The following is a 14,285-nucleotide window of genomic DNA, read 5'->3' as shown; positions in this document are numbered from 1 at the left end:
TTTCAGGGCCGTCAACAGCCCGTCACGCGCTTTTTGCCAACCCCACCACCCCTTCAAATCGTCCCTCCAGGGTGGCGGGGCGCGCATTGTGCACATCCGCGCGGGCAATGGGAAGAGGCCGTGCACATTTCCTTTACAGCTTGACCAGACCCATTCAGTAGGACGCCAGCCAGTCCATCGCAGGTGCGCTCTTGACGTGGACAGGCAGCTGGAAGATGGTCGGCAGGTCATGACAACCGCACGGTCTGCGATGCCCCCCTCTCTGCGCTTGCTGGCCGCGTGCTGCGGCCTGCTGCTGGCCGGATGCGCCTCCGGCAACGACCGATGGGTAGAAGTCGGCGGTGCGCGCTACGCGGTCGAGGTAGCCGATGATGATGCCGAGCGCGCCCGCGGGCTGATGTTCCGCGATGTGCTCGCGGCCGACCACGGGATGCTGTTCATCCACGAGCGCCAGCAGCCGCAGGCTTACTGGATGAAAAACACCAGGATCCCGCTGGACATCCTGTACTTCGATCGCGACCGCAGGCTGGTCTCGCAGCAGCGCGACGTGCCGCCTTGCTCGGCAGGCGATGCATGTCCGCCGTATCCCAGCGCCGCGCCGGCGCAGTACGTGCTGGAACTCAATGCCGGCGAGGCGGCGAAGCTGGAGCTGCGCGATGGCGCCGAACTGCGCTTCGGTCCCGGTATCGAGCCGCGCTGACCCGATTGGGCGCGTTCGCGCCTCAGAGCTCCATCATCTCGAAGTCGTCCTTGGTGACGCCGCAGTCAGGGCAGGTCCAAGTCTCCGGAATGTCGTCCCAGCGCGTGCCCGGTGCGATGCCTTCCTCCGGCAGCCCCTGCGCCTCGTCATAGATGAAGCCGCAGACGACGCACATCCAGGTGCGGAAGGTGGTGGTCGTGGCGGTCTCGGACATGGGCAGATAATGCACGGCGTTACGGGACAGGCATTGTCCCATCCCGCCGCCCCCCACGAAAGCACGCACCATGACATGCACATGAACACGCACCCAGGGCAGCATTTGCTCCATCGCGGCCTCTATGCCATCACGCCCGACGAGCCCGACACCGCGCGCCTGCTCGATCGCGTCGAAGTCGTGCTGGGTGCGGGCGCGACCTGGCTGCAATATCGCCACAAGGCCGCCGCAGACCGGCTGCGCCATGAACAGGCCACAGCGCTGCGGGCGCTGTGTGGCGCATACGGCGTGCCATTGATCATCAACGACGACTGGCGCCTGGCCGCGGAGATCGGCGCCGACGGCGCGCACCTTGGCGAGGACGATGGCGAGCTGAAGACGGCGCGGCTTGCACTGGGCCGCGATGCGATCCTGGGCGCATCGTGCTACGACGACATCGCCCTGGCGAGCCGCGCGGTCGCGAACGGTGCCAGCTATGTGGCCTTCGGCGCGTTCTTTGCATCACCGACCAAACCGCATGCCCGACGCGCCGCGCCGGCGCTGCTCGGCGATGCCGGCGCACTCAGCGTGCCGCGGGTGGCCATCGGCGGCATCACGCCGGACAATGCACGCCCCTTGATCGATGCCGGCGCCGACCTGCTGGCGGTGATCAGCGGCGTGTTCGACGCGCCCGATCCTGCCGCCGCCACGCGCGCCTATCTCGCCTGTTTTCCTTGAAGCATTCTCCGCGAGCCGTTTTCCACGGATCGCCGACCTGAATCCCCTTTGCCGTGAGCCCCGCCATGAAGACCGACCGTTCGCACGCCTTGTTCACCCGCGCCTCGGAACTGCTGCCGGGCGGAGTCAATTCTCCGGTGCGTGCGTTCAAGTCGGTCGGCGGCGAGCCGTTCTTCGCGCAGCGCGCAGAGGGTGCCTACCTGTTCGACGTCGATGGCAACCGCTATCTCGACTACGTCGGCTCGTGGGGGCCGATGATCGCCGGCCATGCGCATCCGCAGGTGCTCGATGCGGTGGCGAAGGTCATGCGCGACGGCCTCAGCTTCGGCGTGCCCAATGCACTGGAAGTGACGATGGCCGAGGCGATCACCTCCATCGTGCCGAGCTGCGAAATGGTGCGCATGGTGAATTCCGGCACCGAGGCGACGCTGTCGGCGATCCGGCTGGCGCGCGGTGCGACCGGGCGCTCGCGCATCGTCAAATTCGAAGGCTGCTACCACGGCCACGGCGACAGTTTCCTGGTCAAGGCCGGCAGTGGCGCGCTGACGCTGGGCCTGCCCAACTCACCCGGCGTGCCGGCGGCGTTGGCCGACCTCACCATGACCCTTCCGTACAACGACTTCGATGCAGCAACGGCGTTGTTCGATGAGATCGGCCACGAAATCGCCGGGCTGATCATCGAGCCGATCGTCGGCAATGCCAATTGCATCCTGCCACGCGATGGCTACCTGCAGCATCTGCGCGAACTGTGCACCCGACACGGTGCGTTGCTGATCTTCGACGAAGTGATGACCGGCTTCCGCGTCGCGCCCGGTGGCGCGCAGCAGCGCTACGGCATCCGACCGGACCTGAGCACCTTCGGCAAGATCATCGGCGGTGGGATGCCGGTAGGCGCGTACGGCGGCCGTCGCGACCTGATGAGCCAGATCGCGCCGAGCGGACCGATTTACCAGGCCGGCACGCTCAGCGGCAATCCGGTGGCAATGGCCGCGGGGCTGGCGACGCTGGAGCTGATCGGTCAACCGGGTTTTCACGATGCCCTAGAGCGCAGCACCCATGCGTTGTGCGACGGGCTGGAGGCGGCCGCGCGCGAGGCGGGCGTCGCGTTCCACACCACGCGCGCCCCGGGCATGTTCGGACTGTACTTCCGCGAAGGGCCGGTTGAGAGCTTCGCCGATGCGCTGGGTTCGGACACGGCACGGTTCAACCGGTTCTTCCATGCGATGCTCGAGGGCGGCGTGTACCTGGCGCCCTCGGCGTTCGAAGCCGGGTTTGTGTCGAGTGCGCATGGCGAGCTTGAAATCGCCGCGACCATCGATGCCGCACGTGCGGCTTTCGAGCAGATCGGCAGCATGTAAAGCCGCAATGCGGCAGCCCCGCGGTGGCGCGCCGGCGCATTCAGATCTTCGCTGGCACTGATGGAGCACGACGGTGGCGCCGGCACTGCCTGCCTCTGTAGTACTCCACTCAATCGAGCAATCGACCGGCGCACCTGCATTCAGTTGTTGTTGCGAATGATTATCGATTTCACTAGAGTGCGTCCAGCCTGGTGCGCACCAGCCTTGACCATCCTTCGTCAGAGCAGACCCATGAACACCCCCATTCCGTCCCTGATTGCTGTAGCCATTGCCACCGCCTGCGGCCTTGCCCACGCCGAGCCCGCCCCCGACCAGGCCAAGCTGCTTGACCGCATGACCGTGGTCGGTAGCGCCGAGAACGCGCAGGAAGCCCCCGGCTCGGCCGCTTATCTGGGTCCCGAGACCCTTCAGAAGCACGGCTACCGCGACGTCCAGCGCGTGCTGCAGCAGGTGCCCGGCGTCTATGTCGTCACCGAGGACGGTTACGGCCTGCGTCCGAACATCGGCATCCGCGGTTCCGGCACCAACCGCAGCAGCCGAATCACGCTGATGGAAGACGGTGTGCTGATCGCCCCGGCACCCTATGCGGCGCCGGCTGCGTACTACTTTCCGACCACCTCGCGGATCAGTGCGATCGAGGTGCGCAAGGGCTCGTCGGCCATCCGCTCCGGCCCGCGCACCACCGGCGGCGCGATCAACCTGATCTCCACTCCGATCCCGCAGCAGACCGCCGGCCAGATCGATTTCGCCTACGGCACCGACCAGAGTGTGCAGGCGCACGCCTGGGCCGGCGGCAGCGGCGAGCGCTCCGGCTGGCTGCTGGAAACCGCGCAGCAGCAGACCGACGGATTCAAGCGCCTCGACAGCGGCGGCGACAGTGGCTACGCGCTGGAGGACTACCTGGCCAAGTTCCGGGTCAACTCCGCGCCTCATGCCAGCCTCTACCAGTCACTGGAAGTGAAGCTCGGCAAGACCGAACAGGACGGCGACGAGACCTACCTGGGCCTGACCGACAGCGACTTCCGCGCCGACCCGAACCGGCGTTACGCAGCCTCGCAGCTGGACAACATCAAGACCGACCACGAACAGATCGAACTGCGCCACTACGTCGAGTTTTCCGATGCGCTGGATCTGACCACCGCGGCCTACCGAAACGAATTCGCGCGCAACTGGTACAAGCTGGCCAGCGCCGGCGGCGTTGGACTCGGCAATATCCTGAAGGACACGACCGGCAACGCCGACCAGTACCGCTGGCTGCTCGGGGCCAACAGCCCCGACGGCGCCCTGCTCCTGCGCAACAACAACCGTGCCTACTACGCCCAAGGCGTACAGACGGTGCTCGGGTGGGCGGCCGACACCGGCAACGCGTCGCACCAGTTCGAATTCGGCCTGCGCTTCCACGAGGACGAGGAAGACCGACTCCAGGACGACGACCGCTACCGGATGGACAACGGCCGCTTGGTACTGACCAGCGATGGGCTGCCGGGCACGCAGGACAATCGCGTCGGCCAAGCACAGGCGTGGTCGTTCCATGTGCAGGACGAAATCCGCACCGGAAACTGGATCATCGTTCCGGGCCTGCGTTACGAGGATATCGAACTGACCCGCACCGACTATGCCAAGCAGCCCGACGGCCGCAGTCTTGGGCCGACCCGGGTTCGCGACTCAAGCGTATCCGCGCTGATTCCGGGCCTGGGCGCGACCTACCTGATCAACGACAACGTCAACGTCTTCGCCAGCGCGCACCGCGGGTTCAATCCGCAGGGCCCGGGCTCCAACGCCGATCCGGAGGAAAGCGTCAACGTCGAAGCTGGCATGCGCTGGAACAGCGGCGACTGGAGCACCGAACTGGTGGGGTTCTGGAATGACTACAGCAATCTGGTCGGCACCTGCACCGCCTCCACCGGTGGCAATTGCGACATCGGCGACCAGTTCGACGGCGGCGAAGCACGTGTGCGCGGCATTGAGGCCAGCCTCGGCTATGACGTGGGCCGCGCCAACGGCTGGTCGCTCGCGGTGCCGCTCAGCCTTGCCTACACCTACACCGACGCCACCTTCCGCAATAGCTTCGAGAGCGGCTTCGACGAATGGGGCGAGGTGCGCAGTGGCGACAAGCTGCCCTACCTGCCCGAGCAGGCGCTCAACGTGCAGGTCGGAGTAGAGGGCGAGCGCTGGCGCGTGAACCTGGCCGGCAACTACATCGACGACCTGCGCACCGTCGCCAGCCAAGGCCGCGTGAGCGCCGCACAGCGCACCGAATCAGCTTTTGTCGTCGACCTGGCCGCCTATTACCAACTTACCGCGCAGGCGGAGCTGTTCACTCGGATCGAGAACCTCACCGACGAGACCTGGATCGCTTCTCGGCGTCCGGCCGGCGCGCGTCCGGGACTGCCGCGCATGACGTACGTGGGCATGCGCGTCCGCTTCTGACAGTTGCATCAACGGCAGGTGCCGCGGATTCCCATGGGTCTGCGGCACCTTTTTGTTCCGCTTCGCAACGACTTTCCAGGCATTCAGCGTGGCAAGGGCCTGCTCACCGGTCCTGGAGGGTCGCCGTTGACGGTTCCACCACCGAAGAATCGATCGCGGCGAGATTGCGACACCCGGTCAGCACCATTGCCATCTCCAGCTCGGTGCGCAGCAGGTGCAGCACATGCGCGACCCCGACCGGCCCTGCGGTGGCGAGACCCTGCAGGTATGGCCGTCCGATCATCACCGCGTCGGCGCCCAGCGCCAGCGCCTTGAGCACGTCGGTGCCGCGCCGGATGCCACCATCGAGCAGCAGCGGCAGCCGGCCATTCAGTGCCTGCGCGATGCGCGGCAAGACATCGATCGTCGCCGGCAAGGTGTCGAGCGTGCGGCCGCCGTGGTTGGACACCACCAGTCCGGATACGCCGGTCTCGGCGGCGCGCACCGCGTCGCGTGCCGACATCACGCCCTTCAGCACGACCGGCAACGAGGTCTGCGACTGCAGCCACTCGATGTCGCGCCAGGTTGGTGCCGCGGCTATCAGCGGGCTGTCGAACAGCGACGTCTCGCCGGCGCGTGCGGTCTGGGTCGGAATGGCGGGCATGCCGGCCAGATTGACCGCGCCAATCTCTTCGGGCAGTGCGAAACCGGCGCGCTGCTCGCGGTTGCGGACACCACTGACCGGGGCGTCGACGCTCACCACCAGCGCGCGGTAGCCGGCCGCCTCGACCCGCCGCAGCAGTTCGCCGATAAAACCTCGATCGTGCTGCAGGCACATCTGGAACCACAGCGGTGTCTGCGCAACCCGGGCGATGTCCTCCAGTGCGACGCTGGCCTGCATGCTGACCACCATGCCGGCCTTGAGCGCGGAGGCGCCGAGCACGGTGCCGAGCTCGCCGTGCGGATGCACCAGCTTGTGGTAGGGAATCGGCGCGAGCAGCACCGGATACTGCAAGACATCGCCAAACAACGACACGCGGGTGTCGCCGCCGGCGAGATCCGACAGCACCCGGCCCTGCAGCCGCAGTCGCGAGAACGCCGCGGCGTTCTCGCGCAGCGTGATCTCGTCGGCAGCGCCGCCACTGAGCCAGGCCCACACCGCATCGCTCATGCGATCGCGCGCGAAGGCGTCGTAGTCGCCGACCGCTGCAATCTGCGGCGGCACCTGCTCCAGCGGTGGCAAGGGCGGGCCGGACGTCGGGCTCACGTGATCGACCACTGCCGCGGCGGGCACTGCGCACGGGCGCCTCGACCTGGGACCGGGCTCCCGACGTGCCGCTTGCGCTGGCCGCGGCCGACATCGTGCTGCAATCGAGTCGCTATCAGCAGCCCGGGGATGGTCAGCATCATCACGGAAGGCCTCGTGGAAGTCGGGTGACTGCAAGGGTAACGCGGGCTTGCTGCTTCAGTTGAGCGTAGGTGCCCCCGCCCGATCCAAGGGACTGCAGCGGATCTGTGGTCGCCGCCATCATGTGACGGCTGGATAGACTGGGCGCATTCCCGCCGTTCACCACCGCCGCTGCGCCACACTGCCGGCTGGAGGAACCCCGATGCGCCCGCTGCTCGCCCCGCAACTCAATCCCGCCACGGAGAACGGCTGGCGACGCCGGTGGTTCGACATCATCTATCGCCACGACACCCCGCCGTCGCGCAACTTCGACCTGCTGCTGATCGTGGTGATCCTGGCCAGCGTGATCGTGGTGATGCTCGACAGCGTCGACGACATCCATGCCGCACACGCCGACACGCTGTACGCCATCGAATGGGGCTTCACACTGGTGTTCACCCTGGAGTACGCCTTGCGGCTGGCGGTGGTGAAGCGGCCGTTGCGGTATGCCTTCAGCACCTGGGGCCTGATCGACCTGCTGTCGATCCTGCCGACCTACCTGTCGGTGCTGTTCCCCGGCAGCCAGAGCCTGCTGGTGGTGCGCATCCTGCGCATCCTGCGGCTGTTCCGCATCCTCAAGCTGACCCAGTATGTCGAGGAGAGCGGCGTGCTGATCGGAGCGCTGTGGCGCAGCCGGCGCAAGATCTTCGTGTTCATCTGCGCAGTGCTGACGGTGGTGGTGATCTTCGGCGCGCTGATGTACGTGATCGAAGGCCCGGAGCATGGCTTCCACAGCATCCCGACCGGCATGTACTGGGCGATCGTGACGATGGCCACGGTCGGCTTCGGCGACATCGCGCCAGGCACGTCGTTTGGACGTTTCGTGGCATCGGTGCTGATCCTGATCGGCTACAGCGTGATCGCGATACCCACCGGTATCTACACCGCGGAGCTGGTCGGCAGCCTGCGCGAGGCCTCACAGGATCCGGATCGTCTCGACATGCGCGGCTGTCCGCAATGCGGGCTTGAAGGCCACGACCCCGATGCGCTGTACTGCCGCTGTTGCGGCCACAAACTGCCGGCCGCGATGGGATAGAACGACACGCGGGTGAGCGGAACGCCACGGACCACAGACCCGTAGGCTGGACTGACAAACCCAGCCGCAGGTGACAGCCGCTGGGCTTGTCAGCCCAGCCTACGGAGCAGCCGTCATGCTTCGTCTCCAACCGGAATGTCCAGGAACAGGTCCGGCAGCAGCATCTGCGCCGGATCGACCGCGTAACCGGAAAAATCGGTGACGCCGTGCGCACGCAGTACGTCCTCATCGATCAGGAATTCGCCATTGCGCTGCTCGGCTGGCGTACAGAGCACGGCGTGGGCCGCGTCGGCGACGATCTCCGGCTTGCGGCAACGCGCGGCATCGACCCCGGGAATCATGTTGATCGCGTCGGTGGCGATGATGGTGCGCGGCCACAACGCGTTGACTGCGACACCCTGCGAGCCGAACTCGGCGGCAAGCCCGAGGGTGACGAAGCTCATGCCCATCTTGGCGAGCGTGTAGCCGGTGTGCGGCGCCCACCATTTCGGGTCGAGACTCGGCGGCGGCGCCAGGGTCAGGATGTGCGGGTCCGGCGCCTGCAGCAGGTATGGCAGGCAGGCCTGCGCGCACAGGAAGCTGCCGCGTGCGTTGACCTGCTGCATCAGGTCGAAGCGCTTCATCGGCGTGTCCAGGGTGCCGCGCAGCCAGATCGCGCTGGCGTTGTTGACCAGGATGTCGATGCCGCCGAACGCATCGACCGTCGCCGCGACCGCCGCGCGGACCTGGTCCTCCTCGCGGATGTCGCACTGGAGCGCGAGCGCCTGTCCACCGGCCGATTCCACCTCGCGCGCGACGCTGTGGATGGTGCCGGGCAGCTTCGGGTTGGCAACTGCGGATTTGGAGGCGATGGCGATGCAGGCACCGTCACGAGCGGCGCGCAGCGCAATCGCCCGGCCAATGCCACGCGAGGCGCCGGTGATGAAAAGGGTCTTGCCCGATAGCGTGGTCATGAAAGTTTCCAACACAGGAGGCCGGATCCCATTGTAGAAGCGGCTTCAGCCGCAATCAGGAGTCGGTGCGAGCAACCAAGCATCCGGTCGCGGCTGAAGCCGCTTCTACAGAGCCGCGAGATCAGAGTTTGGGACCTTGGCCCTCGTTGTCTTCCCATTTCAACAGCTTGCGCGTCACGAAGCGGTAGACCGGCTTGCCGGTGGCGAACCAGGCGTGGCGCAACCACGACGCGCGCTGGAGCACGCGGCGCTCGACCGGGGTGATTGCATCGGGGCAGTAGGTCCGCTTGTGCTTGAGCAGGTGGCGCAGGTCCTCGCGTGCGAGCAGGCGCATCCAGGGCGAGCGTGGATTGCCGATGATGGCGAGCTGAAAATCGATGATCGCGGGCGTGCCGTCGGCCAGCATCAGCCAGTTGGCTTCCTTGGCGAGGTCGTTGTGGGCCAGGCCGTGCCGGTGCAGCTGCTGCAGCAGGGCGCGCGCCTGCCGGAAATACGCGCGATCGCCATGCGGCGGTCGCTGGTGCATGGCCGCGCCGTCCAGATACCCACGATCCAGTCGGCGGCCGTCCCAGCGCAACAGTGGCGGTGTCGCCGGCAGCCCGTCCAACCGACGCAGCGCACGTGCCTCGCGTCGTGCCAGCCACCACGCCGGCAGCCGCAGCCACAGCGGCACGTGGGCCAGGTCGCGGCGCACGAACAGACCGGCGTCACCACGCATCAGCGCAATCCGGCCGAAGCTGTCGGCCTTCAGCTCAGCGACCTCGGTTACCTCGGAGCGGATCGATGCATGCATCCGGGCAGTTTACGGAACCGCCCGGCAGGAGGAAGCCTGAGCCGTGCCGCAAGTCGCGGGGCGGGACTCGGGTTCCGGGTTCCGGGTTCCGGGTTCCGGATTCCGGATTCCGGATTCCGGATTCCGAGTGTGCGGTCCCGAGCCCCCAATCGAATCCGTCAGCACTGCCATAATCCCCCGATGGACTCGGCCTGGATCGAAAGTGCGACCGCGTGGCTCAGCGCGAATCCGGTCGCGGCCGGCGCGCTGGTCTTTCTGATCGCGTTCTGCGATGCCCTGGTCATCGTCGGCATCGTCGTGCCGGCCCTGCCGATGCTGTTCGCGGTCGGTGCGCTGATCGGGCTGGGCCATATCAACGGGCCGTACGCGTTGGCCGCCGCGACCGTCGGCGCGTTCAGCGGTGATGCGCTGAGCTACTGGATCGGTCGGCGCTGGGGCGCGCAGCTGCGCGGGCGCTGGCCATTCGCGCGCTACCCGCAATGGCTCGATCGTGGCGAGACGCTGTTCCGCCGCCATGGCATCCGGGGCATCGTGATCGCACGCTTCGTCGGCGCGATGCGGCCCTTTGTGCCAGCCATCGCCGGGATGCTGCACATGCCGCTGCGTGCCTACGCGCTGACCAGCCTGGTGGCGTGCGTGGCCTGGGCGGCGCTGCTGTTGGCGCCGGGCTGGGTGCTGGGAGCTTCCTACGAGGCGGTGGCCGCGGTGGCCGACCGGCTGGCGCTGGCGCTGGCGGGTCTGGTGCTGGCGATCGCGCTGGTCTGGGCGGTGGTGCTCTACACCTGGCGGTGGTTCGCCGCGCATGCCGACAGCCTGCTTGCGCGTGCCCTGCTGTGGACCCGGGCGCATCCGCGGCTGGGTCGGTACGCGGCCGCGTTGATTGACCCGAACCGACCCGAATCGCCCTCGCTGGCGATCCTCGCGGTGTGCCTGCTGGGCATCAGCTGGATCTGGTTCACGCTGCTGGCGACGCTGCTGGCCAGCGGCGGGCCGCTCGCGCTGGACCACACCGTGCACGACCTGATGTGGCGCCTGCGCAATCCGCTCGCCGACCGGCTGATGGCCGGGCTGGCCGGCATCGGCGATGCCCCGGTGCTCGGCACCGCCGCCGCGGTCGCGCTGGCCTATCTGCTGTGGCGCCGGCGCTGGATGGCCGCGGCGCACTGGCTGGCGGCGCTGGTGTTCGGCCTGGTGCTGACCGCCCTGCTCGGGGCCGCGATCGAGATGCCGCGCCCGCCGACCGCGCCGGCCGGTTTCGGCTTCCCGTCGGTTGCGGTGACCATGACCACGATCACCTTTGGTTTCTTCGCGATCCTGATCGCACGCGAGTTGCCCGGCCGCAAGCGGGTCTGGCCATACCTGCTGGCCGGCGTGGTGACCACGGTGGTCGGCTTCGCGCGGCTGTACCTGGGAGCGCACTGGCCGAGTGACCTGATCGGCGGCACCCTTTTCGGCCTGCTGTGGCTGCTGGTGCTGGGGATCGCCTACCGCCGCCATGTCGCGCGTTCGTTCTGGATGCGGCCGCTGGCGGCGCTGTTCTACGGCAGCTTTGCCGCAGCCGCGCTGTGGCATGGGCCGCGCGCGGCCGAGGGCCTGCTGGCGAAGTTCCATGCCGCCACGCCACAGCAAGTGATCGACGCCGGGGACTGGTGGCGCAGCGACTGGGCGATGCTGCCCGCGCAACGCAACGAGAACGATGTGCGCCAGCGCTGGCCGCTCGACCTGCAGATCGCCGGGCCGCTGGCGCCATTGCAGGCCACCCTCGAGGCCGAGGGCTGGCGCGTGCAGCCGCAGGCCGACTGGACCGCGGCGGTCGCCCTGCTCGACGACGACATAGCGCCGCACGAGCAGGTCGTGCTGCCGGCGACGCTCGATGCCCAGGCCGAAGCACTGCTGATGCTGCGCGAGGGCGAACACCCGGGCCAACGCTACGCAATCCGCCTGTGGCCGGCTCCCGCCGCGCTCGACGATGGGCGTGCCTTGTGGCTCGGCACCAGCCAGGCCCTGCACCTGATCAAGCCACTGGACGCGGTGGTGCTGTGGCGCCCGGGGTCGGATGAGCATCGCGCGCACGCGCTGGTGCGCGAGGCGCTGAGCCGGTTCGAGCAGCGCGAGGCGGCCCACCCGCAGACCGGACATCCGGTGCTGCGCCTGCAAATCGAACCCGGCGACAGCGCCGACTCAGGGCAGTAGCGACAGCACCTGCTGCAGGCGTTCGTGCGGGTCGTCGTGCTGCAGAAGCGCCTGGCGCTGCTCGTCGGTCATCGGCAGCAGCTCGGCCAGGCGCCAGCCGACCCACACCGCATCGTCGAAGCGCCGCGCCGGGACGTTGGCGTACTCGCCACCGACCTGCTCCAGGATCTGCTGCAGCAGGGTTGCCAGCAACGCATGCTCGGGCCGGATCAACTGCGCAGGCCCGTCATCGCACCACGCCACCTCCGCGACCTGCAGGCCGTTGTCGCGCACCCGCACGCGTCGGATCAGGAACCGCCGGTGCCCGCGGACCTGGAGGGTCAGCAGGCCGTCATCGCCGCTGCCGAAATCCTCGATCAGCGCCTCGGTGCCGTAGGCTGCCGCGGCGGCGGTGCCTTCCTCGTCGCTTTCCAGGATCAGGCAGATGCCGAAGCCGCGTTCCTGACGGCTGCAGTCGCGAATCAGGTCGAGGTAGCGCGGCTCGAAGATGCGCAGGCCCAGCGCGGCGCCGGGCACCAGCACGGTGTGCAGAGGGAACAGCGATAGCGACTCGCTCGACATCGCCGACAGCGTATCGCAGGTCTGGGGGTGGGTACGTGGGTTTGGAGCAGGCGCTTTTTTGACGCGGATCAGAGCGAAAAAAGGCGGATAGAGCATCTGCAAGATCGAGCCAGCCAAGGATGCTGCACTGGCCGGCGGGCGTGTTGCCCTGCGAGCTTGCGAGGTCACCTACGCGGTGCACAAGCACAAACCGCTTGATCCGCTTTTTTTCGCTCTGATCCGCGTCAAAAGCTCTTCACCAATCCGGCCGGCATCAGTCGCTGCGCAGCGCCGCAAGGAATCGCCGCGGGGCGCCGTCGAAGCCCCCGTTGGACATGAACACCACGTGGTCACCCGGCAGCACGCGTTCGCGCAGCGCCGCGATCAGCGTGTCGACATCGGCCGCCGTCACGCCCTGGCCGCGCAGTCCGGCCACGACCTTGCTTGCGTCCCAAGCTAGCTCCGGCCGGTGCAGGAACACCACGGTATCGGCATCGGCCAGCGACGGCGCCAGCGCCTCGGCGTGCGCACCCAGCCGCATCGAGTTGCTGCGCGGCTCCATCGCCACCACGATCCTGCGCTCATCGCCGATCCGGGCGCGCAAGCCGGCCAGGGTGGTCGCAATCGCGGTGGGGTGATGGGCGAAGTCGTCGTACACGGTGACGCCACCGCATTCGCCGATCAGCTCCATGCGACGCTTGACGCTGCGGAACCCCGCCAGCGACGGCAGCAGCGCCGCCACATCGACACCGACCGCATGGACCGTCGCCAGCGCGGCCAATGCGTTCATCACGTTATGGCGGCCGAGCAGGGGCCAGTGCACCTGGCCGAGTTCGACGCCACGGTGGATCACGGCGAATGCGCTGCCGTCATCTTGGATCAGCCGCGCGGTCCAGTCGAAATCATCGCTATCGAGGCCGAAGCGCTCGACCGGCGTCCAGCAGCCCGTCGCCAGCACCTGGGCCAGGCGCGCATCCTCGCCGTTGACGATCAGGCGCCCACGCCGCGGCACGGTGCGCACCAGATGATGGAACTGGCGCTGGATAGCCTCGATGTCGGGAAAGATGTCGGCGTGGTCGAACTCGAGGTTGTTGAGGATCGCCACCAGCGGCCGGTAGTGCACGAACTTGCTGCGCTTGTCGAAGAACGCGGTGTCGTATTCGTCGGCTTCCACCACAAAGAGCGGGCGGCTCGCCAGGGCCGGCGCCTGCTCTCCTTCTTCCGCTTTGAGAGGATGGCGCGCAGTGCCGGATGGGGGTTCGGCGACCCCTCGACCCAGCCGCGCCGACGTCCCGAAATCCTCCGCCACGCCGCCTATCAGGAAGCCGGGTTCACGGCCGGCGGCTTCCAGCAGAAAGGTCAGGATCGTGCTGGTGGTGGTCTTGCCGTGGGTGCCGGCGACCGCGAGCACTTCGCGGCCCGGCAGCACGTGTTCGGCCAGCCACTGCGCACCGGCGCTGTAGGGACGGCCGTCGTCGAGCACCTGCTCGACCGCCGGGTTGCCGCGCGAGAGCGCATTGCCGATCACGACCTCGTCGCAATCGGCCGAGATGTGTTCGGGCGCATAGCCCTGCTGCAGCGTGATGCCGAGGTTTTTTAACTGGGTCGACATCGGCGGGTAAACCGCCTGGTCGCTGCCTTCGACCTGGTGGCCCAGTTCGCGCGCCAGTGCGGCGACGCCGCCCATGAAGGTGCCGGCCACACCCAAGATATGTAGTTTCAAATGCTTACGCCTCTTCGAACAGCCGCGCAGATAAGCGAAGCGACTCCCGCATGGCACCGACTCCCCCTGCTTGCGGGAGAGGGCAAGGGGTGAGGGCACGCGGGGCGGCAGATGACGACGAGACCGCATCCAGGCGCTCTCGCTTACGCAGGCGCTGTCGCTTACGTAGCCCGCCGCACGCGCCGTTTCGTGTGCCCTCACC

At 67.6% G+C, this 14,285-nt stretch carries 11 protein-coding genes and 1 pseudogene; 6 read left to right on the top strand and 6 right to left on the bottom strand.

Annotation, left to right across the window (positions count from 1 at the left end; all coding sequences use genetic code 11):
• Positions 1 to 250: 250 nt before the first annotated feature.
• A complete protein-coding gene (locus ACJQWM_RS02045; RefSeq protein WP_332705044.1) occupies positions 251 to 700 on the top strand; it encodes a DUF192 domain-containing protein in 450 nt (149 codons plus the stop codon).
• Between the two features lie 22 nt (positions 701 to 722).
• Here the strand turns inward: ACJQWM_RS02045 and ACJQWM_RS02040 are convergent.
• Positions 723 to 991, bottom strand: a pseudogene (locus ACJQWM_RS02040) (rubredoxin).
• Between the two features lie 4 nt (positions 992 to 995).
• Between ACJQWM_RS02040 and thiE the strand changes: the two are divergent.
• From thiE to ACJQWM_RS02025, 3 genes are all read left to right on the top strand, one after another.
• Positions 996 to 1,631 carry a thiamine phosphate synthase gene (thiE, locus tag ACJQWM_RS02035; protein WP_332705130.1) on the top strand — a complete coding sequence of 212 codons (636 nt, stop codon included), beginning with the start codon at positions 996 to 998 and terminating at the stop codon, positions 1,629 to 1,631.
• A gap of 65 nt (positions 1,632 to 1,696) precedes the next feature.
• Positions 1,697 to 2,989 (top strand): glutamate-1-semialdehyde 2,1-aminomutase, encoded by a 1,293-nt coding sequence (gene hemL, locus ACJQWM_RS02030; RefSeq protein WP_332705050.1) that lies wholly within the window; start codon positions 1,697 to 1,699, stop codon positions 2,987 to 2,989.
• 231 nt (positions 2,990 to 3,220) lie between these two features.
• Positions 3,221 to 5,419 (top strand): TonB-dependent receptor family protein, encoded by a 2,199-nt coding sequence (locus ACJQWM_RS02025; protein ID WP_332705053.1) that lies wholly within the window; start codon positions 3,221 to 3,223, stop codon positions 5,417 to 5,419.
• 103 nt (positions 5,420 to 5,522) lie between these two features.
• Here ACJQWM_RS02025 and ACJQWM_RS02020 read toward each other — a convergent pair whose 3' ends face one another.
• Complete coding sequence (locus ACJQWM_RS02020; RefSeq protein WP_332705056.1) at positions 5,523 to 6,665, bottom strand: alpha-hydroxy acid oxidase; 1,143 nt, start codon at positions 6,663 to 6,665, stop codon at positions 5,523 to 5,525.
• Positions 6,666 to 7,008: 343 nt separating this feature from the next.
• Here ACJQWM_RS02020 and ACJQWM_RS02015 point away from each other — a divergent pair, with 343 nt between their 5' ends.
• Complete coding sequence (locus ACJQWM_RS02015) at positions 7,009 to 7,881, top strand: ion transporter (RefSeq protein WP_332705059.1); 873 nt, start codon at positions 7,009 to 7,011, stop codon at positions 7,879 to 7,881.
• 113 nt (positions 7,882 to 7,994) lie between these two features.
• Here ACJQWM_RS02015 and ACJQWM_RS02010 read toward each other — a convergent pair whose 3' ends face one another.
• Positions 7,995 to 8,834, bottom strand: a complete 840-nt coding sequence (locus ACJQWM_RS02010; protein WP_332705062.1) for an SDR family oxidoreductase — start codon at positions 8,832 to 8,834, stop codon at positions 7,995 to 7,997.
• 121 nt (positions 8,835 to 8,955) lie between these two features.
• Entirely contained in the window at positions 8,956 to 9,627 is a 672-nt protein-coding gene (locus ACJQWM_RS02005; RefSeq protein WP_332705065.1) for a protein kinase family protein, read from the bottom strand.
• Positions 9,628 to 9,807: 180 nt separating this feature from the next.
• Here ACJQWM_RS02005 and ACJQWM_RS02000 point away from each other — a divergent pair, with 180 nt between their 5' ends.
• Entirely contained in the window at positions 9,808 to 11,820 is a 2,013-nt protein-coding gene (locus ACJQWM_RS02000) for a bifunctional DedA family/phosphatase PAP2 family protein (RefSeq protein WP_332705068.1), read from the top strand.
• On the opposite strand, the gene ACJQWM_RS01995 is transcribed toward ACJQWM_RS02000, so the two are convergent.
• Together ACJQWM_RS01995 and mpl are read right to left on the bottom strand one after the other, a co-directional pair.
• Complete coding sequence (locus ACJQWM_RS01995; protein ID WP_332705071.1) at positions 11,809 to 12,381, bottom strand: LON peptidase substrate-binding domain-containing protein; 573 nt, start codon at positions 12,379 to 12,381, stop codon at positions 11,809 to 11,811. The two genes, ACJQWM_RS02000 and ACJQWM_RS01995, sit on opposite strands and share 12 nt — an antisense overlap.
• A gap of 253 nt (positions 12,382 to 12,634) precedes the next feature.
• A complete protein-coding gene (gene mpl, locus ACJQWM_RS01990) occupies positions 12,635 to 14,047 on the bottom strand; it encodes a UDP-N-acetylmuramate:L-alanyl-gamma-D-glutamyl-meso-diaminopimelate ligase (protein WP_411306640.1) in 1,413 nt (470 codons plus the stop codon).
• Between the last annotated feature and the right edge of the window lie 238 nt (positions 14,048 to 14,285).

The sequence above is a fragment of the Novilysobacter longmucuonensis genome (assembly GCF_046600735.1).
GTDB lineage: Bacteria > Pseudomonadota > Gammaproteobacteria > Xanthomonadales > Xanthomonadaceae > Novilysobacter_A > Novilysobacter_A longmucuonensis.
This window is presented reverse-complemented; position numbering and strand designations above follow the sequence as displayed.

Coding starts and splice junctions, on each gene's coding strand:
- ACJQWM_RS02010 (WP_332705062.1), bottom strand. CDS start 8,834: ATGACCACGCTATCGGGCAAGACCCTTTTCATCACCGGCGCCTCGCGT.
- mpl (WP_411306640.1), bottom strand. CDS start 14,047: ATGGGCGGCGTCGCCGCACTGGCGCGCGAACTGGGCCACCAGGTCGAA.
- ACJQWM_RS02025 (WP_332705053.1), top strand. CDS start 3,221: ATGAACACCCCCATTCCGTCCCTGATTGCTGTAGCCATTGCCACCGCC.
- ACJQWM_RS02045 (WP_332705044.1), top strand. CDS start 251: ATGCCCCCCTCTCTGCGCTTGCTGGCCGCGTGCTGCGGCCTGCTGCTG.
- ACJQWM_RS01995 (WP_332705071.1), bottom strand. CDS start 12,381: ATGTCGAGCGAGTCGCTATCGCTGTTCCCTCTGCACACCGTGCTGGTG.
- ACJQWM_RS02005 (WP_332705065.1), bottom strand. CDS start 9,627: ATGCATGCATCGATCCGCTCCGAGGTAACCGAGGTCGCTGAGCTGAAG.
- ACJQWM_RS02000 (WP_332705068.1), top strand. CDS start 9,808: ATGGACTCGGCCTGGATCGAAAGTGCGACCGCGTGGCTCAGCGCGAAT.
- ACJQWM_RS02015 (WP_332705059.1), top strand. CDS start 7,009: ATGCGCCCGCTGCTCGCCCCGCAACTCAATCCCGCCACGGAGAACGGC.
- hemL (WP_332705050.1), top strand. CDS start 1,697: ATGAAGACCGACCGTTCGCACGCCTTGTTCACCCGCGCCTCGGAACTG.
- thiE (WP_332705130.1), top strand. CDS start 996: ATGAACACGCACCCAGGGCAGCATTTGCTCCATCGCGGCCTCTATGCC.